Origin of the sequence: Calothrix sp. NIES-2098 (assembly GCF_963875125.1) — a bacterium.
GTDB lineage: Bacteria > Cyanobacteriota > Cyanobacteriia > Cyanobacteriales > Nostocaceae > Aulosira.
Map to the genome: position 1 here is coordinate 6,253,235 of NZ_CAWNKJ010000001.1, position 24,188 is coordinate 6,277,422.

The following is a 24,188-nucleotide window of genomic DNA, read 5'->3' on the forward strand; positions in this document are numbered from 1 at the left end:
TAGACAGGATTTCGTGTGGCATCTATCTGCCGTTTTGATACCAATGACTGAGCAACGCGATGCTGATTCATTGTCAGCGAATTCTCAGCAGTTAAATGAATCTGGTGGCGATCGCCTGGAGTCGGAACCACTGACAGCAATGTCTGCTGATGATTGGAGAAACCGGATTGCCAATGTTTGGCACAAGGCAACACCGCGCCTAGTGCAATTACTACCCGTAGACCAATTAGCACAAACAGTTGTTAAATGGTTTAGTGTCAGCGAAACTCAGATTGCGGAGATTTTAGAAACAGTTAGAGCCGAATTGCCAACCACGGAAGCCCTGTTGATTGGGAAACCCCAAGCCGGTAAAAGTTCTATTGTCAGGGGGTTGACAGGAGTTTCTGCTGAGATTGTTGGTCAAGGATTTCGCCCTCACACCCAACATACCGAACGTTACGCCTATCCTTCTGATGACCTACCTTTACTGATTTTTACGGATACGGTGGGTTTGGGCGATGTCAAGCAAGAGACTCAGGCAATTATTAAGGAATTGGTTGGCGATCTAGAACAATCAACTCGCAGCGCCAGAGTTTTGATTCTGACAGTGAAAATTAACGATTTTGCTACTGACACATTGCGTCAAATTGCACGGGATTTGCGTCAGCAATATCCAGACATTCCCTGCTTGCTAGCGGTTACTTGTTTGCATGAGGTTTATCCTCCAGGTACGGTAGATCATCCAGCTTACCCGCCAGATTATGAGGAAGTAAATCGAGCCTTTGAAGCAATTGAGGAAGATTTTGCTAAAGTATGCGTTGGCGAAGCCTCTCCGAAGGAGATTCGCTCTGTTCTCATCGACTTTACTTTAGAAGAGGATGGCTATACCCCTGTATTTTACGGCTTAGAAGCATTCCGAGATAACTTAGCAGAACTACTGCCAGAAGCCGAAGCTAAGGCAATTTATCAGTTATTGGATCGCGAGGAGACTGGTAAGCAACTTGGCAACCTCTACAGAGATACGGGACGGCGTTATATTTTGCCCTTTGCAATTATGGCAGCAACAGTTGCCGCTGTACCATTGCCTTTTGCAACAATGCCAGTGCTGACGGCTTTGCAAGTATCTATGGTAACGGCATTGGGTAACTTATACGGGCAGACTTTGACACCATCCCAAGCTGGTGGAGTTGTGAGTGCGATCGCAGGTGGTTTTTTGGCTCAAGCGATCGCACGGGAGTTAATCAAATTCGTCCCAGGTTTCGGCAGCGTAATAGCTGCATCTTGGGCAGCTGCTTACACTTGGTCGCTTGGTGAAACAGCTTGTGTATACTTTGGTGATTTGATGGGTGGCAAAAAACCCGATCCGAAAAAGATTCAATCTGTGATGCAAGAGGCTTTCAAAGCAGCGCAAGAAAGATTTAAGGGTATTAAGCCTAAAGTATAGTCATTGTGGTTTTCAAAAAGCTGAACTCCGGAGGAAATTTCTGAGTAAATCTACCAAATTACGCTGTCGACATGACGAATACGCACCATTGCTCCTGATTATGAAAAGGGCGATCGCTACTCAGATAACTGACAAAATCCTGCCACTCTTCACCCCTCGATTGTCAGAATCTAGAATAGAATTTGTTGGGTGCTATGGGATTTCCACAGGACTGGAAAAATGATACTGACAGAAAAACTGGAGCAACTAAAAGCTATATTCGCAGAAATGGAGCAGGCGCTGATCGCTTACTCTGGAGGTGTTGATAGTACTTTGGTTGCCAAGATTGCTTATGATGTGTTGGGCGATCGCGCTTTGGCTGTGACTGCTGTTTCACCGTCACTATTGCCGGAAGAATTAGAAGATGCCAAAATTCAAGCGGCAACTATTGGGATTCCCCATCAAATTGTCCAAACAAACGAAATGGACAATCCCAATTACACTTCCAATCCTGTTAACCGCTGCTATTTCTGCAAAAGTGAATTGCACGACACTCTCAAGCCTTTAGCTAGAGAATTCGGTTATCCCTATGTGGTGGATGGAGTCAACGCTGACGATCTACACGATTATCGCCCAGGAATTCAAGCCGCTAAAGAAAGAGGTGCGCGATCGCCTTTAGCAGAAGTTGGCGTTACAAAAATGGAAGTTCGCCAACTTTCACAACAACTGAGTTTACCTTGGTGGGACAAACCTGCTCAACCTTGTCTTAGTTCCCGTTTTCCCTACGGTGAAGAGATTACTGTTGCTAAGTTACAACGAGTAGGTAGGGCAGAAATTTACCTGCGCAAGCTGGGTTTAAAGAATTTACGCGTGCGTTCGGAAGGAGATACAGCACGCATTGAATTACCGCCAGAACAAATCAAAGAGTTTGTATTGACGACGGATTTACAGCAAGTAGTGTCTGCTTTTCAAGAGTTTGGATTTATTTACGTCACACTAGATTTGGAAGGTTATCGTAGTGGTAAGTTGAATCAGGTGTTGCCACAAACCTTAAGCGTGAAAGCGTAAGATTTTGTTGGCAAATTCATCAATTAGTACAGTAAATGGGGAACAAATATCTAGTTAAGAGGATAATAAAGTCTACTTTACTCCCTTCTGCCCTTCGGGTTCAGCAGTGACGCTCCTGCGTCGCTACCGCTGACCTCGAAGACTCGCTACCGCTACGCTAACGCTAACGCAATCGACGCAAAGCGAAGCCACTGCGTTGGACGGGTTCCCCGGCTTAAAGCAAGTGGCGTCCAAGACTGCGACTGCTTCACCTTCTGCCCCCTTTCTTTTAATTAATTTCAGCCTCCACAGGAATGAGAACGCACCCGTTAATTTTCCAAGTCGTATCAGGCTGCTTTTCCATTAAATACAATGCCCTTACAGGAACTCCATCAGGGCCAAGCAGCAGTACTAGTTGAGTTATCTTTCCGTGGATGGTTGTGATTTTCTCAAAGAAGACGGAACGAGGACGATATACTGCGGGATAACCCAGTTGCACCATTTGCATAAAGTTGTCTGGGTTGCGGAATTGCAGTTGAATTTCTGGGCTAGCTAGAGCAAAAGCTGCTGCGGTATCATCCTTTTGAAAGGCTTCTAATTGACGTTCGATGACATGGCGGATGGCGATGACATCGCTATCAGTAATTTTCATAAATCTAAAATTGTGCGAAGCGATCGCTCAATTATTGCGCTGAGTCAGCTTTAATTCTATCTGCTCTAGTGCTGACCGCCAAACCTCATAACCATCGGGCGATAGATGTAACCCATCTGTGGTTAATTCTGGGCGCAAATTGCCTTCAAAGTCTGTAAACCATCTATAAATATTGATATAAGTAACTTTTTCTTGTTTAGCTATCAGTTCGAGTTGTGTATTGAGATAACGAATGCGCTGGTTAGAAATGCTCGGTAGACGAGCAGGTAATATTGATTGGATAATTATCTGAGACTTGGGGTGCGCCTGCCGTAAGCTACGCATAATCCGGCGATGATTGCGTAAAATTACTTCATCACTAGTATTCTTGCGGATGTCGTTAATCCCAGCCATGACGTAAATCGCATCTGGTCGCGTCTCGGAAAATGCTGACAATCTTCTTAAGACACCAGTAGAGGTATCTCCAGATATTCCCTGATTTAACCACAATTTGCCAGCAGGCAGTTTTTCTTTAGGAAACCACATGCTTAAAGAATCACCTACCAAAATGCTTAACCGATTTGTGCCTTTACCTTGAGCGATCGCTTTAGCTTCCAAAGCTAGTAAACGTTTCCAATCTTCATAAGTTAGTTGGCGTTTCTTAGCTGACTCTGACAATGACTCCAAACTATCTTCATCTAGGCCTTTATTAATTTGACCTGTTTTCAAAGCCGCTAATCTTTGGTAGTAAAGTTGACTATTTGAAGCTAGTATACGGTTAGCTCCTAGGGTAGTAGAGTTAACTGATGACTCTACTGGCGCTGCTAAATCCTGATTGGTAAATTCTGGTAAAGCCGGCCCAAAGTTGGGAATAAATTTTTCACCTACTATCGGTGGCGAACTATCTAAAGTTTGTAAAGCCTGACTAGTAAATTCTGGTAAGGAGACATCAACAGTAGGGATTGCTTTGTTACTTATTGTTGGCTGTGAACCCTGTCTTAAATCCCAATGAAATTTAGAATGTTCTGGCAGAATAATCGACATCTGTGGAAGAGCCGATGCTGGTATTGCCAATACTGTTAACAAGCTTGCTGCCAACAGATAAGGGTCCCTCATCGTTTTCTCTCTCCTATACTCATTGCTTTCTCTTATGACAGTAGTGACTGGTTAAATTCAGGAAAATTTTACTTCGGTGTAAGTTCTTATTTTGATTTACTCGGTCTATGTCTGTAAAGCAGGTTTACGGGGTTCAATTTGATAATTCACAATCTCTTTAAACCGAATTTTTACGGATATTCAGGCAATTCTATCTGTAAGAATACTTTGAATACAAACATAGATTCTACTGACCCTAACACTATTGTTTCTGAAATTTAGGTGCTTTACTGCTCCCTTAGCTCTATAAAAATGTCAAAAGCGATCGCTATATTAGTCTTTTATTACACTAATGTTCTCTGTGATTACACTGTTAGTAATTCGTAAATGTTTTTTGATTTTCTCATCAAGATGGCTGCTAGCTTGAATGTTGTTAGCATGGTAGATATGGAATTAACTTTAAGCTCCCTAATTTAGGGAATTTTACTGATTGCCTTGATTTTGCTAGAGAAGAGGCTATCGATTTTAATTTTCTCATATAAAATTAAGTGATGCTAAGGCATCATATGTCAAATATGGGATTAATCAGGTTAAAGATTCGAGAACTAGCACAAGAGAAAGGATGGACTCTCAAAGAGGTTTCCGATCGCTCTGGCGTGATTTACAGTACAGTGAGAAGCTATGCTCGCCGTTCTGGGATGACAACAGTGGATTTTACGGCTATCCACAAATTGGCTCGGACATTTGATGTGATGATTGAAGAATTAGTGGAAATTATAGAGGAATAGCTACATTTTTAGAAGATTATAACCAAAGAGATAGGAAATTTAGTTTTGTTTCTGGTATTAGCATTTGGTCAATATTGCTATTAATGCTTATATGTAAAATCTGCATTTAAGCAATTTAAATTGATTACTATAGTTATATAGAATAAGCCGATTATAAATGCTAAGATTTAGGCGAAGTCATTAATATTTACTGTTATTTCGTGGCAAGAGCTAGTACTGCGATCGGTGTCAGTCCCATTATTAAGGAGATTGTGCAAAAACAGGCACATTCGACACGTTTGACTCTGAAAGAGGTGATACTTATGGGGATGTTAGCAATTGACAAACTCGACGATCAAAGTCGTCAAGAGCTAGCAGATGAAGTCCATAAAATGCAGGTGAATGGTGAAATCTAAATCTGCTTTTGGGTTCGCGAATTAAAAGTTCAAAGCGAACATTTTAACTATTCAAAAAGTTATCAGTAGCCAATTATCAAAGTTTGAATTAGAAATTCATACCTCAGACTGAGTATAATTTTTTGAGGCAATAAACTCTGAGTTCAGATATAAAACTGATTACAGTTTGCTGATTATTGGCTAAAACGGTAACGGCTTCCCATAACATAATCCTCATTGATTTCAAAAGCAAGCCATCGGCGTTGCAAAGTCTCAGCAACAAACCCAGTTGTGTTAGATCCTGCAAATGGATCTAATACTACATCACCTGCATCAGTCAAAAATTTAATAAAGAACTCCGCGAAAGCTTGAGGAAAACGTGCTGGATGAGGTTTAATTCCTACTGCTTTACAGCGACGTAAATAAGCACTATTAGATTCAGTATTAGCAATTTCTAGTAAGTTTGGCGGAATTGCACCTTGGTTATCCTTTTGGAATTTATCAGAAATATCATGTCCGCTAGGACGTATTTTGGCTTGATAGCCATTCTTGAGTAATTGTTTCATACTCTGGCTATATGGCTTGAGAATTTTTCTATTATCGGCTTTAGGATTGGGTGTTTTTGATAACCACCAAACTACATTTACTGAATCTTTGACACGAATTCGCCTAATTGTCACCCACTCCGCAGGGGTAGGTAATCTAGCTGGATTATAGTGATAGAATTCTTGCGCGAGAAAAAAGCCAACTTCTTTACACAATCTCACTAAAAGTTCGTATTGGTAGATACTCCGCACAGGGTTACCAGACAGATAAGCACCACCCAAATCTAAAATCAATGAGCCGTTATCAGCCAGTACTCGTTTAAATTCGTATGCGAAAGGTAGAAACCATTCTATATATTTTTCTGCGCTTTCATTACCGTATTCTTTTTTGCGTGTAAGCGCAAATGGAGGTGAAGTGAGAATTAAATTAATAGTATTGTCATCAAGGAATTTTATTAGTTCTAGACTGTCACCTAAATATATTGCTCCATTATTTTGGGTATAATAAGGATTAAAGTTATTAGTTTTCTGCGTTTTTTTAGGTTCTGCTGTCAAGAGTAATTAATATTGTAAAATTATCGCGTTTTTATATTTATAACTATTTTCAACTTAGAAGAAGTATTGAGTTAAAAAAATAATTGCTGGCATCAGGATAGGAATGCGCATATCCTATCCACTACTAAAAACCTACCATTTTTTGTAGGGAAGAAATTTCCCAGACATAATAATTTTCACGCGATCGCCTTTAGGATCTGCTTCTTTTTCAATATCCAAGGTAAAATCAATTGCGCTCATAATCCCGTCGCCAAATTTTTCCTGAATCACATCTTTAATGGGGAAGCCGTATACCTGCATAATCTCGTAGAAACGATAAATCAGCGGGTCTGTTGGTACCACTGGGCCTAATCCTTTTACCGGGTATTCAGTTAACTCTTTAATATAGATAGGGCCTAAATCCAAAGCTTCCACCAGCAACTTAGCCTCTTCCTCAGATGCACTAGCTTGACGATAGAATACAGCAGCAATCCAAACTTCATCGCGTCCAAGAATTTTTTCTAAATCAGCAAAGCTCAGGCCTTTGTCTTGTTTGGCTTTTAACAGCGTTTGCGTAATTTCAGGAATAGACATCTTACTAATTTTTTATAGGGTTTATTGTGTAAGAAGAAATTTTATCATGATTATCTGAAATAGGCGATCGCTTTTTGGTTGCTATTATGTCAATCAAAAACCTTAAAGTAGAAGTAAATTCAGCGGCTGAATTTGACTAGCTCCTAATTTACATATCCGTATAATTTGCTTTGAAAATTATACAAACTTGATGTTCGTTATTAATATATATATTTATATTTCGTAGACTAGAGCATAACTACGGCTAAAATTAGCATCAATTGGAGAGGCATCTATTAATTTTCTTAAACCAGTAAAAAGAAAAGGCGACCTGAGTTTTTGACAGTTAGAAATTACATATAGTGTTTTCACACCTACTTTTTCAGCTTTTTCCCATAAACCTTCTCCTCTAGTTGACTGTGTGCAGTACTGTAGTAAATCTTGTGCTGTTTGAAGATTAAATTCTGGATACAATTCAATTTTTTCTAAATTTCCTTCATATCTTACTAAGTTAGAATCTCCTACAGGAGCAAAGTAGATTTTACGTTGACCGTGAGTTTCTATTGCTAATTTAGCTGATGACCAAACGACAGATGAGCGGAAAGTGATTGGCTGTCTGGGATTATGGCTACTAATTTCTGGCTACTAATTTCAACTGCTTCATCAAGATGCTCAGAATAATTTCGAGAAAAAATTGCACAATTTGAATTTTGTTTTACTTGTGCTTGTAATGTCATCTTATTGATATCCTCTGCATAAAGTATTTACTCTAGAGTTCCCATAAAAATAGAAAAATTAACCACAAGTAAAAATCCCCCACCTTACGGCAGGGGATTTTGCTTAATTACCTAAAACACTATTAGCTAGGATCAACCGAACTTACCAGCGGTGGAGGCAATTAGGAATGCTGCGTAGGTTAGAACATAGCCCACAGCGAAGTGAGTTAGACCAACCAAACGAGCTTGAACGATGGAGAGAGCAACGGGCTTATCTTTCCAGCGAACCAAGTTAGCTAGAGGAGTACGCTCGTGCGCCCAGACAAGGGTTTCAATCAACTCTTGCCAGTAACCTCTCCAGGAGATGAGGAACATGAAGCCTGTTGCCCAAACTAGGTGTCCGAATAGGAACATCCAAGCCCAAACAGACAAGTTATTCACGCCGTAGGGGTTGTATCCGTTAATCAACTGAGCAGAGTTAGCCCAGAGGTAATCACGGAACCAGCCCATTAAGTATGTGGAGTTTTCGTTGAACTGAGCAACGTTACCTTGCCAAATACCGAGGTGCTTCCAGTGCCAGTAGAAGGTTAACCAACCTACTGTATTCAATGCCCAGAACAGAGCTAGATAGAAAGCGTCCCAAGCGGAGATGTCGCAAGTACCGCCACGACCAGGGCCGTCGCAAGGGAATGCATAACCGAAGTCCTTTTTATCGGGCATCAGCTTGGAACCACGAGCATCCAAAGCACCCTTAACGAGAATCAAGGTGGTGGTGTGCAGACCTAAGGCGATCGCATGGTGTACCAAGAAGTCGCCAGGGCCAATTGTTAAGAACAGGGAGTTAGTACCAGCATTGATGGCATCTAACCAACCAGGTAACCAGACGTTAGCGTAGTTAGGATAAGCTGTGTAAGCAATACTATCGGGGTTGGACAACAGAACATCCAATCCGTACAGTACCTTACCATTAGCAGCTTGGACGAACTGCGCAAATACTGGCTCAATCAGGATTTGCTTTTCAGGTGTACCAAAAGCAACTACTACGTCGTTGTGAACGTACAAACCTAGGGTGTGGAAGCCTAAGAAGAGAGATACCCAGCTAAGGTGGGAAATGATCGCTTCTTTGTGCTTGAGAACACGTTCTAGGACGTTCCCTTTGTTTTGTTCGGGGTCGTAGTCACGAACCCAGAAGATTGCGCCGTGAGCAAAGGCACCAACCATCAAGAAGATAGCGATGTATTGGTGGTGGGTGTACAACGCTGCCTGTGTTGTGTAGTCCTTAGCGATAAACGCATAGGAGGGCATCGAGTACATGTGCTGCGCTACCCAAGAGGTGAGAACACCCAAACAAGCTAGGTGCCAACCCAATTGGAAGTGGAGAGAGTTGTTGTAGGTGTCGTATATACCTTGGTGAGGTAGGTTGAACGGACCTTCAACTGGTTTGCCAAAGAAAGTTTTGGCATTCATCATTTCTTTGATGCTGTGACCAATACCAAAGTTGGTACGGTACATGTGACCAGCAACAATGAAGAGTACAGCGATCGCCAAGTGGTGGTGAGCGATGTCAGTCAACCACAGGGCTTCTGTTTGCGGATGGAAACCACCTAAGAAAGTTAGAATTGCAGTCCCTGCCCCTTGGGATGTACCGAACACATGACCTGCTGTGTCAGGGTTCTGGGCGTAAACACCCCAGTTACCAGTGAAGAAGGGTTGTAACCCTGCTGGGTGGGGAGGAGTGCTGAGGAAGTTGTCCCAACCTACGTGCTGTCCGCGAGCTTCGGGGATAGCAACGTGAATCAAGTGACCTGCCCATGCCAAAGAGCTAACACCAAACAAACCAGCTAAGTGGTGGTTAAGGCGAGATTCAGCATTCTTGAACCAAGCCAGGCTAGGACGGTACTTGGGTTGCAAGTGCAACCAACCAGCAAACAGGAACAATGCTGCCAACAGTAAGAGGAAAACTGAACCAGTGTACAGTTCGCTGTTTGTCCGCATACCGATGGTGTACCACCAGTGGTAAATACCGGAGTATGTAATGTTTACCGGATTGCTAGCGCCAGCTTGAGTGAAAGCTTCGATCGCTGGTTTACCAAAGTGGGGGTCCCAAATTGCGTGAGCAATGGGACGGATGTGAAGGGGATCTTTGATCCACTGTTCAAAGTTACCTTGCCAGGCTACGTGGAACAGGAGGCTGGAAGTCCACAGGAAGATGATTGCCAAGTGACCGAAGTGAGTGGCGAAAATCTTTTGGTAAAGATTCTCTTCCGTCATGCCATCATGGCTTTCAAAGTCGTTGCCTGTAGCGATCGCATACCAAATCCGACGAGTAGTCGGGTCCTGTGCGAGATCCTGGCTAAATTTTGGAAATTTTGTTGCCATAGGTTTGATAATTCCTCTGACCTTTAGCCATCAGTTTCAGCTTTGAGAGTCCTGAGTCCTGAGTTCTGAGTTTTAACTAGGCACTCAGTACCCAGCACCCAGTACTCTATATAGCTGATTGCTACCCTACTGAAAGAATGTGTGCGTGGAAGAATGCCCAGGTGGTAGCAATTCCTCCTAAGAGGTAGTGAGCTACACCTACTGCCCGACCTTGAGTAATGCTCAAAGCGCGAGGCTGAATTGATGGTGCTACCTTCAGTTTATTATGCGCCCAAACGATGGACTCAATTAGTTCTTGCCAGTAGCCACGACCGCTGAACAGGAACATTAAGCTGAATGCCCATACAAAGTGAGCGCCCAAGAACATGAGTCCGTAAGCAGACAGCGCACTTCCGTAGGAGTTGATTACTTGTGAAGCTTGTGCCCACAAGAAGTCACGCAACCAACCGTTGATTGTGATGGCACTTTGGGCAAAGTTACCACCAGTAATGTGAGTCACATTACCTGCTGCGTCTACAGTTCCCCAAACATCAGATTGCATCTTCCAGCTGAAGTGGAAAATTACAATTGACAGAGAGTTGTACATCCAGAATAGTCCGAGGAATACATGATCCCAACCGGATACTTGGCAAGTACCGCCACGGCCTGGGCCGTCGCAAGGGAAGCGGAAGCCCAAGTTTGCTTTGTCTGGAATCAGACGAGAACTACGAGCAAACAGTACACCCTTCAGGAGGATGAGGACGGTTACGTGAATGGTAAAGGCATGAATGTGGTGAATTAAGAAGTCGGCTGTACCCAAAGCAATAGGTGCAGCTGCTACTTTACCGCCTACAGCCAAAATACCACCGCCGAAGACATAGCTCACCGGTTCTAAGGCATTCGGTGCAGTTGTACCAGGAGCTAAAGCGTGGATATTTTGTACCCACTGGGCAAACACTGGCTGCAACTGAATTGCTGTATCGGAGAACATATCTTGGGGACGACCCAATGCACGCATTGTGTCGTTGTGGATGTAAAGTCCAAAGCTATGGAAGCCGAGGAAAATACAAACCCAGTTTAAGTGAGAGATAATCGCATCCCGGTGACGAATCACCCGATCCAGTACGTTGTTTTGGTTCACAACTGGATCGTAATCCCGAACCATGAAGATAGCTGCGTGAGCAGCACCCCCAACGATTAGGAAACCACCAATCCAAATATGGTGTGTAAAGATACACAACTGCGTAGCGTAGTCAGTTGCCAAATATGGATAGGGGGGCATCGCGTACATGTGGTGCGCGATGATGATGGTCAAGGAACCCAAGAAGGCTAGGTTGGTGCCTAACTGAGCGTGCCAAGATGTAGTCAGGTTTTCATAAAGACCTTTGTGACCTTCACCAGTGAAGGGGCCTTTATGGTTTTCGAGGATCTCTTTAATGCTGTGACCGATACCCCAGTTAGTGCGGTATTGGTGTCCTGCAATGATAAACAGTACAGCGATCGCCAAGTGGTGATGAGAAATATCTGTCAGCCACAAGCCGCCTGTTACTGGGTTTAGACCGCCTTTGAAGGTGAGGAAGTCAGCGTACTGACCCCAGTTCAAGGTGAAGAAAGGTGCTAAACCATTAGCAAAGCTGGGATAAAGCTCGGTCAACAAGTCTTTGTTCAGGATGAACTCGTGGGGCAAGGGAATATCTTTGACAGCTACCCCTGCATCCAACAGCTTGTTAGTCGGTGCGGACACGTGAATTAAGTGTCCAGCCCATCCCAAAGAACCACAACCTAGCAATACTTGCAGGTGGTGATTCAGCATGGATTCCACATTCTGGAACCATTCCAGTTTGGGAGCACGCTTGTGGTAATGGAACCAACCAGCAAACAGGAACAAGCCTGCTAATACCAAGCCGCCAATGGCTGTTACGTAGAGCTGGAATGAGTTTGTAATACCCCAGCCACGCCATACTTGGAACAAGCCAGAGGTGATTTGAATACCGTGGAAGCCACCGCCAACATCACCGTTTAAGATGTCTTGCCCGACTATGGGCCAAACGACTTGAGCACTAGGTCTAACGTTTAAAGGGTCGCTCAACCAAGCTTCGTAATTGGAAAACTTAGCGCCGTGGAATATCATCCCGCTCAGCCAAATCGTCACTACAGCTAAGTGGCCGAAGTGTGCTGCGAATATCTTGCGGGATATGTCTTCTAGATCGCTGGTATGTGTATCAAAATCGTGGGCGAGGGCATGTAGGTTCCAAATCCATGTGGTGGTTTTGGGACCTCTGGCTAAAGTTCTGTCGAAGTGCCCTGGGGTTGCCCATCTCTCAAAAGAGGTAGGTACAGGATCGTTATCGACTATTACTCTTGCCTTTTTTTCCTCTCGCTCCGGAGGACTAATCGTCATTCGACCTCCTCTCTAGATAAGGAATGAGGAATCAGGAAACCACAAAGTTAACTATTCTCGCATCTCCAGATTTTTCTGGGGGCGATTCAGACCCGATGTGGAAGTTTGTTTCTGTTGAATTATAAAGTCTTAACTTGTACATTGTTGGCGATAATTTAACAATAATTCAAAATCACTGGAATAATTGTCCAATCTGCCTTTTAACTTCAAACTAATGGGCAAAAAGTCAATAGTTTATTCATTTTATTTACAAAGGCACACAATTCGTAAAACTTATAGTTTGTGCTTGTGCCGTGGGCGTTTCGGCTGTTGTATTTGTTGCTTCCTGGTTTAAATTACAGTTAGCAAAAAACTGTCAAAAAAACGACATATTCTGCTATGTCTCCAAAAAGACAAAGTAAAAACCTATGGAGTGAAGCAAATTTCATCTTTTGAGCTATAGTGCGCTATGGACAGTTTGAGCCAAAATAATTTGGCAGTTGTTAAAGGCGATCGCTGGGTGGAAGGCATGAACTCTTGGCAAAAGACGATAGGGAATCTCCTTCCTTGGAGGTTCGCTGGTTTAAGGTGGCTGATGACATTGTTAATAGTCTTGAGTTTGGTAAGCTGCGGTGAGAAAGCTGCCAGCCAAGATATATCTGTTAGTTATGGAGCGAAACCACAACAGATATCCAAAGAATTTTCCGAAGTTTCCCCACCAGGGACAATCCAAGAATTGCGCCCAGCTTTGGAAGTTTATCAGCCGCAAGTAGCAATAGTTACACCTCAACCTGATGAAGTCCTCCAAGAAAATAAAGTTACAGTCCGCTTTCAGGTGAAGGATTTACCAATATTTAAGAACTCGCAATTAGAATTAGGCCCCCATCTCCACGTAATTCTCGACAACCAACCATATGTAGCTGTTTACGATTTAAATCAGCCCTTGGTTTTCTCAGATCTATCCCCAGGTACTCATACTTTACGCGTCTTTGCTTCCCGCCCTTGGCATGAAAGCTTCAAAAATGAAGGTGCTTACGCCCAGACAAAGTTTCACATTGTCACCAAAACCGAAGATAACAATCCCGATCCATCGCTACCTCTACTAACTTACAGCCGTCCTAAGGGTGACTACGGATCTGAACCAATCCTACTAGACTTTTACTTAACAAATGCGCCTCTCCACTTGGTTGCTCAAGACAACCCAAACGACAATCTCAGTGATTGGCGGATTCGTTGCACAATTAATGGTGAAAGCTTTGTTCTCGATCGCTGGCAAGCAATTTACCTCAAAGGCTTCAAACCTGGTAAAAATTGGGTGAAATTGGAATTTCTTGATAACCAGGGTAATCCTGTAAAAAATGTTTTTAACACTACAGTTGGACTGATTAACTACCAGCCGAATGGTAAAGATACGCTTTCGAGAATTGTCAGAGGAGAACTGACAGCAGATGAGGTACGTGGCATTGTAGACCCAAATTATACCGCCAAGATACCACCTGCTGAACCAACTCCTACACCTACCCCTACAGCCACACCTGAAACACAGCCAACACCAGAAATTGAAATTCCCAAAGTTCCTGTAACACCACCAGCTGAGTTAAAGCAGCCCGATGAACCAAAATTATCAAAACCAAAGCCTGTACCATCACCAGAACCACAGCCAGAAGTAACACCAACACCAGCAACTACTGAGTCCCCAGAAAAACCCAAGTCTGGCGGATATTTCCAGCGTCGTCCTCGTCCATCTGTCACACCATCTCCTAGCGTGTCACCAACGCTACCAGAGATTATTGAATCTCCGCAACCAGAATCTACTGCGCCTCCAGAGAAGATCTCAAAGCCGCAGCCAGAGATAACGCCAACACCTGAAGCTACTGTATTACCTCAATCACAGCCAGAGGTAACGCCAGTACCTTCTCCCATTGCATCACCTCAGCCACAGAGCAAACAGCCAGAAAAAACCGGATTTAGCAGATATTTCCAGCGGCGTCCACGTCCTACACCCCAACTATCGCCCAGCTTACCGCCCACGCTGCCAGAAGTTATTGGCTCCCCAGCACCCCTACCCACTGCACCATCACCAGAGGCTATACCAACACTTCCTGCAACTGAAATACCTCAACCATCGGCGAAAAATACTGAAGAACAACCAAAGTCTTCAGAGACAGGATCGCCAAATTTGTTACCTACACCAGTAGCACCGCAATAAAAACTACGCCAATTATCCAAAAATACTTAAATCTAGCTCTTGTGCTAAAGTTTCCACAAAAGCCAGCCCCGCTACTGGGTTTCCCACCGTATCCAAAGCGGGGCTGTAACAAGCGATCGCTCCTTCACCTGGTATTGTTGCTAATAGTCCACCACCAATGCCCGATTTCATTGGTAGACCAATCCTCACGGCAAACTCGGCAGACGCCTCATACAATCCACAGGTTAACATTACGGCATTTACTATGCGGCGGTGTTTTGCTGATACTAAGCCATTTTCATAAGCTAAAAGTTTGCCGATCAGCGCTAAATCTTCGACATTACCCGATAGACAGCATATTTGTTCGTAACTGTCAAGAGCTATAGCAAAATTTTCTACATATCCAGTTTGAGCCAGATAATTAGCGATCGCTTTATTAGCTGGCGAACGTGTTAAACGTACTGAAGCGAGCATTAATTCATCCAACTTGAGCTTTGAACCTGCTAATTGGTTCAGCCATTGACAAAACTGCTGAGTGCGATCGCTAGCATTTTCTCCGGGTAATTTATCAGCTAAAGTAATGGCTCCACTATTAATCATCGGATTGCGGGGACGTCCGCGATCGGCAATTAATTGATCTAGGGAATTAAATGCTGCTGCTGATGGTTCTACCCCTACCCACTGCAAAACCCTCTCTACCCCAAAATTTTCTAAAAGATAGAGTAGTGAAAATGCCTTAATGACACTCATGAGTGGGAATACACAACCTGTATCGCCTGCACTGTAAGTTTGTCCAGTTGCACAACAGATGTGAACTGCAAACCAATCAGGATTAGCTATATTTAATCTGGAAGTGCGATCGGCAACTTTTCCGCGTCCAGCATGGGGTTTGGCTTGTTGTACCCAAGCTGATAAATCTGTAGCAGTGATTGCTGCAAGTCCTTTCAAAATTACAGGTATTTTCAGGTAAATAAACCACATCTTTTTTATCTCACGCCAAGCGCAAAAACGCAAAGAAAAATACAAGATTTCTCGATAGATTAAGATACTAAAGTCTACTTAAAAGTCGCATTTAATTTGTATTGAGCGCTATTAATATTTGCCTAGCTAAATAGAAAGACTTGGAGTAGATCTGGCTCCAAGTCTTAAATGTAAGTTTGTTTTTTTAATAATCTTTGTTACAGTGTCAAAGATTGAGCATCGGTCTCAATTAACTTAGCTAAATCTTGTAAGAATGCAGCGGCATGGGCACCGTAAATAATGCGATGATCGGCGGTAATATTTACCTGCATTTGTTGCCGTACAGCAAACAAACCATCAGGCGTGGCTACAACTTGCGGACGAGCTGCACCGATCGCTAAAATTGCACCTTGTCCCGGAGGTAAAATAGCGTCAAATTTGTCCACGCCAAACATCCCCAAGTTTGACACGGTAAAGGTGCCGCTATTGTATTCGTCTGGCTGTAGTTGTTTTGTCCTAGCACGATCTACCAAAGACTTCCAAGTGCGCGATAGGGAATAAATATCTACTATGTCTGCATTCTTCAACACAGGTGTAATTAATCCACCATCATCCATTGCTACAGCTACGGAAATGTTGATATCAGAATGATAAACAATTCCTTGATCTGAGTAGCTAGCATTGAGTAATGGGTGTTTTTGCAGCGTTACTGCTACAGCTTTTGCTAGTAGCACTGTCATTGTCACGCCCTTGGATTTAATCTGCTTATAAAGCTTGTCTAGTCCATCAGTGGTAATTGTGTAGCCTACGCGGAAAACAGGTACAGATAGGGTAGCTACCATATTCCGTACTACTGCACTTTGGAAGGTAGTCAAAGGTGCTATCTGACCGGGAACAGCGCTCGCTGCGGTGGGAACGGGTGCGGGTGCTGCTGGGCGCGATGGCGGTGTAACTGGTGTGGTTGTTGGTACAGATGGTGGCGGTGCAACTGGTGCGGTAGCGGCTGGCTTACCCTGCTTTGCAGCTGCTTCCACATCTTCAGCAACAATGCGACCGTAGGGGCCGCTACCTTGAAGCGTCTTTAAATCAACTTTTAGCTCTTTTGCCAACTTGCGGGCGCGGGGTGAAACCACAAGTCTTCCTTCTCGGTGATTTGAGCCATTTTGAGACGCCAAAGCTGGTGTAGGATCTGACACAGTTGCGGCAACTGGTTCGGGAGCAGCACTAGCAGGCGCAGCAGCGCTACCAGAATTAGCAGCAGACTTAGCAGTTTCGATTTCAGCTTCTGTTTCAGCGATGAAAGCGATCGCATCTCCCACAGGCGCAGATTCACCAGCTGGTACTAAAATGTGAGCCAGATATCCTTCATAAAAGGATTCCACATCCATATCTGCCTTATCTGACTCGACAACCACCACTGTTTCGCCTTTTTCCACTTTATCGCCTGGCGACTTCACCCAAGAGACAATCTTGCCTTCGGTCATGGTGGAACTCAGCGCCGGCATAAATACTTCGTAAATGCTCATAGGGTGGTTTGGTGAATCAATGAATTTATGGACTTTAACAGCTTTTACCAGATCGAATTGTATCTTGGCACGAGAATTTTAGGTTGGAGATTTTTCACCAAGAAAGGCAGAGGATAAGAGGTAAGGGGGCAGGGAACAGGGGGAAAAGGGGGAAAAGGGGGAAAAGGGAGTGTGGGGAGGGTGGGGAGAAATAATTGATTCACTGTTGACTCTGGACTTTAGACTCTTGACCAATGGCACCAGGAACTTAAAGGCAAAATCAAGGTCTAGATAATAACGATGCAATTGCGATCGCTGAGTATGAGTAACAGTCAACTGCCACAGCGAGTTGTTTATCAATCAAATGAGTTTGTTATCTATCTTGATTTTCCGTATAATCACTCACCAGAAAACAAAGGCTGCTGGCAACCAGAAGGTAGAGGATCGGCGGTTAAGCTTCAATTTAAAATTCAAAATTGATAATTTACTTGTTTGAAATTTTTGTTTAATTTTATGACAGTAAAGTGGAAATTGTTCTTGATTGTGATAATAGGTTTGTTTGCCACTGCTGGTACGGGAGTTTATCTCTCTCAACACCCACCATCGGCACAAAGTCTTGAGACAGGAAATGGACAAGCACAGGAGGTAGCTGTAACTCAAATATCTCAAAATATTGAAACCTATCCAGAGCGTAGTCACTATAAAACTATACCGCTGGAAAGCATTAACTCTAACCTCCAAGGTAGCGACCCTGCTACTCTTGCTTTGAGCGCTTTTGATGATACAGCTTCCGAGGTAGGAACGCGTAAAGTAGAGGTAGTTTATCCGCAACGAAATCAGGCTTTAGTGACGATTACGCAGCTACAACATAGCGATAATTTAGGTAGTGCAGTTAAATATCGAGTCGAGATGACTACATTTGGGCGATCGCTATTAGTTAGCTCACCACCTGTATGGCAAATTGTCTGGGCTGGTTCCCAGGTGCATTGTGGAACTAGGAACCGCCTAAAAAATAATTTAAACCTCAGCTGTCAACAAAAGGATGAAGTATAGAGTAGGAAATTTAAACCTTCATCCTTGAAAATTTAACTTTGATTAGATATCGCCACGAATTTCTTCTACAATACCGTCACGTAAAACAATTTCAACCTGGGTTTTGCTAATTAAATTATCACCTGGTTCTATGCGGAAAAAACCTTCCATTTGAAATTGGTTAACTTCCTGATCTAACTCAAGAAATTGTACTTGCTGGAGATTTTGCAGAAATTGATTTTTTTGCTCTAGCAGTTCGCTTTTCTTTTGATTGACTTGGAGTTGAATATTATCAATTTGTTGAAGGGTTTGAGGCCCTGGTGGTTGCAAACTCTGTTTTTGAATTGCAGTAATTGCTCTTTGTCCTTCAATGTCGAGTTGTTGCAATTGCTGATCGGTTTGATTGATTTGAGCTTGCAATTGCTGTTGTATTTCCTCTTTCCACAGAGGAGTAACAATGACTTTGACATTAACGATACGCTTCAGAAGCAATTGTTGAGATTGAGATTTGGAGACATCCATACAGTTTCACGTTCACTCTATATTTTGTACGTGGAATTATGAGGCAAACATGGCGTTAATGATATCGCGATAGCGATCTGCGACAACATGACGCCTGATTTTTAGTGTTTGTGTCATCAAGCCATTTTCAATAGAAAAAGGCTCAGGAATGAGTTTGAACGGGCCAATACGGTCATCGATTCGATAGCCTGGACGATTTTGCACTTCCCGATTCAATTCCTTCCTAAATAATTCCTGGATTATTTTACTCTCCAGGTCAATTTTTTGACTGGGTGAGGCGGTAATATTCTCATTTTGCGTACTTGAGGTCAGGTTTTGAGTTTCTGCCCATTTTTCTAAGGCTTCGATATTGGGGACAATCAAAGCACCAAGGCTACGCCGATCTTGACCAACAAGCATAATTTGATCGATGTAGGGCGATCGCAAACAGGCATCTTCTATCGGCTGTGGTTCGATATTTTCGCCGTTAGTTAAGACAATCGTATCCTTAGCTCTGCCAGTTAGCACCAAGTCATTTTGAGGCGTCACCCAACCCAAATCGCCGCTATCAAACCAACCTTCAGGATCGATAGCTTTTGCTGTCGCTTCTGGATTTTGGTAATAGCCTTGCATAATTTGCGGCCCCCTCAGCAACACCAAGCCTCGCTCGCCAACTGGGAGAGGTTTGCGAGTCTCTGGATCTACAATTTTAGTTTCTGTAGCGGGAAGTGTGGGGCCAGATGAGCCGCGTACATTATGCCAAGGACGACGAACATTAGTCACAGGAGATGTTTCGGTTAAGCCATAGCCTTGCAAAATTTCTACACCAATAATTTCAAAAAAGTTATCGATGTGCTTGGGAAGTGCGCCACCACCGCTAATTACATGCTTGATTCGTCCTCCTGTTGCTTCTCGGACTTTAGCATACACCAGTTTTTCTCCTAGGGCGTGGAGAGGCGACAAAGCAGCAGCTTGTATCCTTGCCGAAAATCTTTCCATTGCAGAAGATTCAAGATGCTCTAAACTCAGTCCCTCAGCAATTCGTTTGGCTTGAAGGTATTTATTGCTATTGTCTAGTAAAAAGTTAACTAAGCGTTGCTTATTAGCTGGTTGTTCGCGAAACTGCTTTTGCGCTCCTTCATAAATTGATTCCCATAAACGGGGTACAGCCACCATGTAATGGGGCTTAAATTCTTTCAAATCTTTTTTCACAGAACGCAAATTAGTATAAACCTGTGCGCAACCTTGAGAGAGTAAGTAATACTCCACTGTTCTTTCATAGCTGTGCCACGTAGGTAGGATACTCAAAGCAATGTCGCCTACGTTGGGTTGCACCACAGTCCCGAATGTAGTCACCTGGTGCAATAAATTTCCATGAGTGAGCATCACACCCTTGGGCTTACCTGTAGTACCCGAAGTATAAATCAGCGTTGCCAGGGTATCGTAGCTTTGCTGTACTGGTTCTAGAGTATGGTTAGAGCCAATTTCTATTACCTGTGAAAAACTTAGTACTTTGAGAGTTTCCTCTGTAGGTGGCGTTTCGTCTGAAAGCAAGATTACCAGATGAATTGGTAAGTCGTTGAGCCGATCTTGCAGTTTCTTCAGCGTCTTTAGATCTTCAACTACTAACGCCGTGCTACCGCTATTCGCCACAATAAACAGCAATTCTTCCTTTTCGGCTTGGGAGCTACGCACCGCATCAACACCCCCAGCCGTCATAATACCTTGGTCGGCAATGAACCACCTGGGACTATTATCGGCAATTAGAGAAATGCGATCGCCTACTTTTACCCCTAAAGCTTGTAACCCAGCCGCAAATTTTTGAATTTGCTCTGCTAACTGAGCGTAATTAATTACTACCTCTGGTTGAGCATGAGGATTGTGTAGAGCAACGGTAGTCTTAAATAACTTTGCTGCTAACGGCCAAATCTCTGGCAACGAATTCACATGTGTATAATCTGCCAAACGTTTTAATGCTAAACGTTCTTGTTCGCTGATATTAGATAAATAAATAGATGCAGGTTTGGTTGTTGACATAACACATGACCTAAATAGTAAATGGCTACTTTTTGATAAATGACTTCAATATACACAATGCCTTCTGGTATAGCATTTTCGGAAAACCCACGCTTCCATTTACAAAAATTTATGATAATCTTAATTTATATAGTTTAAAAGCAATGGATGTGCTGGCAATCAATGCAATTGCACAGACTTTGCTGAAAACTAACACTAGCGACCACCTATTTAGAAAAGGGGGTGATTACCTATGGTTTTAAAGGATGCTGCATTGCTGACACTCATCAACACTGTTGCTTGTCTAGCATTCCCCAAGCTTTTATCGATAATTCTCTCACCTAAAGCCAAACCTACTGAATCATCGCCCAAAGGTGCGAGTTCGCAAAAAAGTATAATCCCAATTACTACCTTTCCTTATTGTACTGCTCACCCAATTACGGGCAGCCCCTTCTGTAGATTCCGTCCTCATTTCTGCGATCGCTGTACTCCAAATTAACAATTACCTGAGAGTAGCAGGGTTGAGTTGAGATTCTCAAGGGGGGTTTTAGATTGTGAAAATAATAAGTCTTGTATTTATACCGTTTAAAACATGAATTTATTATTCACACTAAACAATCAAAATTAATCCACAATAATTCGCGAATTATCTAATTTGTCATATCGGAATTTCGCAGTCAACAGCATCCCTTTAGAGGCTGAGTTTTTTATGGGAAACTCCTATATCTGAAGTAACAGTTTAAATCCGTAGATTCAATTATGGTGGATTGTGAATTTTGAATTAGTAATAAATTTGTGGCTTATTAACCCACGAGGTTTATCTATGCTGCACTATGTAAAATCAATATATTTACTTAGCTTATAGCAACTACAAGAAATTCAAAATTGTGGATGTAGTTGAAAGTACAGATTTTGATTAAAAATAAGAAATAGAACCATAAATTGTCAGCTTAAGGAGGGGGTAATCTATGTCTTTCATAGATTGTATACTATTAACTATCGCCAATACTGTTGCCTGCCTTGCATTCCCCAAATTACTATCTATGGTTTTGACACCCAAAACCAAAAAAACTATCCCATCCTCAACCCCTATAACAGCAGCTGAATCTAGTTCAGAAATTGAAATCCCCAGTTATTCTTAATCACTAGACGGGTTATGCCTAGGTAAATGCTGGCGAGTGCGATCGAATGGTAGGGCAAACTTGAATCTTATTTGTAAGTGCATATTTCTGCTTACCAACCTGCACTAAACATTAGAGAATGCTCTTGATGAGATGGAAATCCAGCCAGCTTTGGTAAAGCTATTGCTTTGGGGGAGGATGGATACAAATACAATCATATAATTATTCTTTCTCCCTTGTAGCAAACTCAAAACTTTTATTTAGCACAATCTTGAATTAACTAAAGAATTTACTTCCATAAAAAGTAGATAGATAAATAATAAAATAAAAACAAAAGATGGGCAGGCTTTATTAGAGGTAATACCCATTTGAATAAAGAATACAACAGATGGTTAGAGAACAGTGGTGTGCCCTAAAGCATGATGATATCGAGCAAATGTTATTGCCCACTGTAGCTAGGTTGTGGAGGGCATTGCCTAGGCTGTTGACTTTGACTGACTTTGGGTGTTTTTGATTCATACTGTTTCTGTGTTCGTGTCACGTCTTTCTTTAGTTATTGCGAGCGAAGCGAAGCAATCCTAGGCGATTGCTTCGCTTTGCTCGCAATGACATAATATTTTGCATTAATTGTCATCTCCTCAATGGCATCAGTAAACTCTGAAATAGGCAACACTTCCCTATGTAACCGACTCCAAACGACAATCTCTACACAAAAGGAAGCTGCGTAAGGAGAGAATGTCAATATACTTAATAATTAATAAACTATTTTTGTGCTGACGAATAAATCTACCTATGCTAAAAATTAAGGCATCTCAGGCTGAACCAGCAGTAATCGCAGCGGTTGCTGAGTATTTCAAGGTGTTATCAGAAGTTAGCCGACTACAGATTTTGACCTGTCTTAAGTCAGGCCCGATGAATGTGATGGAAATTGCGGAAGCGACTGGCTTAGGGCAGGCCAATCTATCCAAACATTTAAAAGTATTAACTCAAGCAGGGGTTTTATCTCGTCAGCCCAAAGGTACTAGTGCCTATTACGAGATTTCCGACCCAATGATTTTTGAACTTTGTGAATTAGCTTGCAATCGGATTAGCGATCGCATTTTTCAACAAGCTGAAAGCCTCAAGGCTCTGCGCAGCAATACAGGAGTTTTTTGACTCTAATTAGAAAAGCACCCTAGAGGAAGGGTGCTGATACAGCAGGGTTAAGGAAAAGTTAATCGGGAGCTAGCCAGCGATAGCTGGAGCTTTTAGTGCGATCGGTTGGGCTTCCCCAGAGGCTAAATCTAGCGGGAAGTTATGAGCATTGCGCTCATGCATGACCTCAATACCTAGGTTCGCTCTATTTAACAGGTCAGCCCAGGTATTAATAGTTCTTCCTTCACTGTCCAAAATAGAGTTATTGAAATTAAACCCATTCAAGTTAAACGACATGGTGCTAACGCCTAAAGCTGCAAACCAAATGCCGATTACAGGCCAAGCAGCAAGGAAGAAATGCAACGCGCGGGAGTTATTAAAGCTGGCGTATTGAAAAATTAATCGCCCAAAGTAACCGTGTGCCGCGACGATGTTGTAGGTTTCACCTTCTTGACCGAACTTATATCCAGTATTAGCCGATTCAAACTCTGTCGTTTCCCGAACCAAAGTGGAAGTCACCAGAGAACCGTGCATTGCGGAAAACAGCGCACCGCCAAACACTCCCGCGACCCCTAACATATGAAACGGATGCATCAGAATGTTATGTTCTGGTGAAAACACAATCATGAAGTTGAAAGTTCCAGAGATACCAAGCATCATTCCATCAGAGAAACTGCCTTGTCCAATGGGATAGATCAATAACACAGCAGTTGCAGCCGCAGCAGGTGCAGAAAAGGCTACAGCTATCCAGGGACGCATCCCTAAACGGTACGATAATTCCCATTGCCGACCCATGTAAGCATAAACAGCAATTAAAAAGTGGAAGACGATCGTTTCGTAAGGGCCGCCATTGTAAAGCCATTCATCTAAAGAAGCAGCTTCCCAGATAGGGTAAAAGTGCAATCCAATAGCAGCTGAAGTAGGAACTACAGTCGCAGTGATGATGTTATTGCCGTAAAGCAGCGAACCAGTTACAGGTTCCCGAATTCCGTCTACATCAACGGGAGGCGCAGCCACGAACGCCAAAACAAAGACAATTGCCGCAGTTAAAGCTGTAGGAATGAGAATTACTCCAAACCAGCCTACATACAGCCGATTTTCCGTACTAGTAACCCAATTACAGAATCGATCCCATAAACTAGCGCTTCGGCGCTTTCCTAGAATTGTTGTCATTGTTTAATGAGTGCGAATGAATAGATGTAATGTCGATTGACAAGAGTAACTTGCCACTTACATTTTATAACTATTTGGTTATATAGTTGTCAAGTTAAAATTTTCTGTAGTTGTT

At 42.9% G+C, this 24,188-nt stretch carries 20 protein-coding genes; 8 read left to right on the forward strand and 12 right to left on the reverse strand.

The genetic code is table 11. The annotated features are described in order from the left end of the window. The first annotated feature begins 43 nt into the window (after window positions 1-43). On the forward strand, window positions 44-1,423 hold the full coding sequence (locus AACU33_RS26205) for a YcjF family protein (RefSeq protein ID WP_096592154.1): 1,380 nt from the start codon (window positions 44-46) through the stop codon (window positions 1,421-1,423). Window positions 1,424-1,642: 219 nt separating this feature from the next. Further along, window positions 1,643-2,470 (forward strand): ATP-dependent sacrificial sulfur transferase LarE, encoded by an 828-nt coding sequence (gene larE / locus AACU33_RS26210; protein ID WP_096592156.1) that lies wholly within the window; start codon window positions 1,643-1,645, stop codon window positions 2,468-2,470. Window positions 2,471-2,738: 268 nt separating this feature from the next. On the opposite strand, the gene AACU33_RS26215 is transcribed toward larE, so the two are convergent. After that, on the reverse strand, window positions 2,739-3,101 hold the full coding sequence (locus AACU33_RS26215) for a DUF4864 domain-containing protein (RefSeq protein ID WP_096592159.1): 363 nt from the start codon (window positions 3,099-3,101) through the stop codon (window positions 2,739-2,741). A 27-nt stretch (window positions 3,102-3,128) separates the two neighbouring features. Next, complete coding sequence (locus AACU33_RS26220; RefSeq protein ID WP_096592161.1) at window positions 3,129-4,196, reverse strand: SGNH/GDSL hydrolase family protein; 1,068 nt, start codon at window positions 4,194-4,196, stop codon at window positions 3,129-3,131. A 554-nt stretch (window positions 4,197-4,750) separates the two neighbouring features. Between AACU33_RS26220 and AACU33_RS26225 the strand changes: the two genes are divergently transcribed. Both AACU33_RS26225 and AACU33_RS26230 read left to right on the forward strand, forming a co-directional pair. Further along, window positions 4,751-4,963 carry a helix-turn-helix domain-containing protein gene (locus tag AACU33_RS26225; protein WP_096592163.1) on the forward strand — a complete coding sequence of 71 codons (213 nt, stop codon included), beginning with the start codon at window positions 4,751-4,753 and terminating at the stop codon, window positions 4,961-4,963. 200 nt (window positions 4,964-5,163) lie between these two features. After that, window positions 5,164-5,358 carry a hypothetical protein gene (locus AACU33_RS26230; protein WP_015130880.1) on the forward strand — a complete coding sequence of 65 codons (195 nt, stop codon included), beginning with the start codon at window positions 5,164-5,166 and terminating at the stop codon, window positions 5,356-5,358. 173 nt (window positions 5,359-5,531) lie between these two features. On the opposite strand, the gene AACU33_RS26235 is transcribed toward AACU33_RS26230, so the two are convergent. The 5 genes from AACU33_RS26235 to psaA form a co-directional block, all read right to left on the reverse strand. Then, on the reverse strand, window positions 5,532-6,437 hold the full coding sequence (locus AACU33_RS26235; RefSeq protein WP_096592165.1) for a DNA-methyltransferase: 906 nt from the start codon (window positions 6,435-6,437) through the stop codon (window positions 5,532-5,534). Window positions 6,438-6,569: 132 nt separating this feature from the next. Then, window positions 6,570-7,010 carry a cyanase gene (gene cynS, locus AACU33_RS26240; protein WP_096592167.1) on the reverse strand — a complete coding sequence of 147 codons (441 nt, stop codon included), beginning with the start codon at window positions 7,008-7,010 and terminating at the stop codon, window positions 6,570-6,572. A gap of 545 nt (window positions 7,011-7,555) precedes the next feature. Then, the gene (locus tag AACU33_RS26245; RefSeq protein ID WP_339376301.1) at window positions 7,556-7,726 is read right to left on the reverse strand and encodes a hypothetical protein; all 171 of its coding nucleotides are present in this window, start codon (window positions 7,724-7,726) and stop codon (window positions 7,556-7,558) included. A gap of 132 nt (window positions 7,727-7,858) precedes the next feature. After that, window positions 7,859-10,084, reverse strand: a complete 2,226-nt coding sequence (gene psaB, locus AACU33_RS26250; RefSeq protein ID WP_096592173.1) for a photosystem I core protein PsaB — start codon at window positions 10,082-10,084, stop codon at window positions 7,859-7,861. 121 nt (window positions 10,085-10,205) lie between these two features. After that, window positions 10,206-12,464 carry a photosystem I core protein PsaA gene (psaA, locus tag AACU33_RS26255; RefSeq protein ID WP_096592175.1) on the reverse strand — a complete coding sequence of 753 codons (2,259 nt, stop codon included), beginning with the start codon at window positions 12,462-12,464 and terminating at the stop codon, window positions 10,206-10,208. A 508-nt stretch (window positions 12,465-12,972) separates the two neighbouring features. Between psaA and AACU33_RS26260 the strand changes: the two genes are divergently transcribed. After that, window positions 12,973-14,652 carry a hypothetical protein gene (locus AACU33_RS26260; RefSeq protein ID WP_339376520.1) on the forward strand — a complete coding sequence of 560 codons (1,680 nt, stop codon included), beginning with the start codon at window positions 12,973-12,975 and terminating at the stop codon, window positions 14,650-14,652. A gap of 12 nt (window positions 14,653-14,664) precedes the next feature. Here the strand turns inward: AACU33_RS26260 and glsA are convergent, their stop codons facing one another. Together glsA and AACU33_RS26270 are read right to left on the reverse strand one after the other, a co-directional pair. Continuing rightward, complete coding sequence (gene glsA / locus AACU33_RS26265; RefSeq protein WP_445291766.1) at window positions 14,665-15,612, reverse strand: glutaminase A; 948 nt, start codon at window positions 15,610-15,612, stop codon at window positions 14,665-14,667. A 197-nt stretch (window positions 15,613-15,809) separates the two neighbouring features. Then, a complete protein-coding gene (locus tag AACU33_RS26270; protein WP_096592178.1) occupies window positions 15,810-17,117 on the reverse strand; it encodes a dihydrolipoamide acetyltransferase family protein in 1,308 nt (435 codons plus the stop codon). A 492-nt stretch (window positions 17,118-17,609) separates the two neighbouring features. Between AACU33_RS26270 and AACU33_RS26275 the strand changes: the two genes are divergently transcribed. Then, on the forward strand, window positions 17,610-18,149 hold the full coding sequence (locus tag AACU33_RS26275) for a hypothetical protein (protein WP_096592183.1): 540 nt from the start codon (window positions 17,610-17,612) through the stop codon (window positions 18,147-18,149). Between the two features lie 42 nt (window positions 18,150-18,191). Here AACU33_RS26275 and AACU33_RS26280 read toward each other — a convergent pair whose 3' ends face one another. Together AACU33_RS26280 and AACU33_RS26285 are read right to left on the reverse strand one after the other, a co-directional pair. Beyond that, a complete protein-coding gene (locus AACU33_RS26280; RefSeq protein ID WP_096592186.1) occupies window positions 18,192-18,650 on the reverse strand; it encodes a YlqD family protein in 459 nt (152 codons plus the stop codon). Window positions 18,651-18,686: 36 nt separating this feature from the next. Next, window positions 18,687-20,666, reverse strand: coding sequence for an AMP-dependent synthetase/ligase (locus tag AACU33_RS26285; protein WP_096592188.1), 1,980 nt, complete (start codon window positions 20,664-20,666; stop codon window positions 18,687-18,689). A 232-nt stretch (window positions 20,667-20,898) separates the two neighbouring features. On the opposite strand from AACU33_RS26285, the gene AACU33_RS26290 reads away from it, so the two are divergent. Further along, window positions 20,899-21,144, forward strand: coding sequence for a hypothetical protein (locus tag AACU33_RS26290; protein WP_096592193.1), 246 nt, complete (start codon window positions 20,899-20,901; stop codon window positions 21,142-21,144). A 1,414-nt stretch (window positions 21,145-22,558) separates the two neighbouring features. Continuing rightward, window positions 22,559-22,921 carry an ArsR/SmtB family transcription factor gene (locus tag AACU33_RS26295; RefSeq protein ID WP_096592196.1) on the forward strand — a complete coding sequence of 121 codons (363 nt, stop codon included), beginning with the start codon at window positions 22,559-22,561 and terminating at the stop codon, window positions 22,919-22,921. A 69-nt stretch (window positions 22,922-22,990) separates the two neighbouring features. Here the strand turns inward: AACU33_RS26295 and psbA are convergent, their stop codons facing one another. Next, the gene (gene psbA / locus AACU33_RS26300; RefSeq protein ID WP_096592198.1) at window positions 22,991-24,073 is read right to left on the reverse strand and encodes a photosystem II q(b) protein; all 1,083 of its coding nucleotides are present in this window, start codon (window positions 24,071-24,073) and stop codon (window positions 22,991-22,993) included. Between the last annotated feature and the right edge of the window lie 115 nt (window positions 24,074-24,188).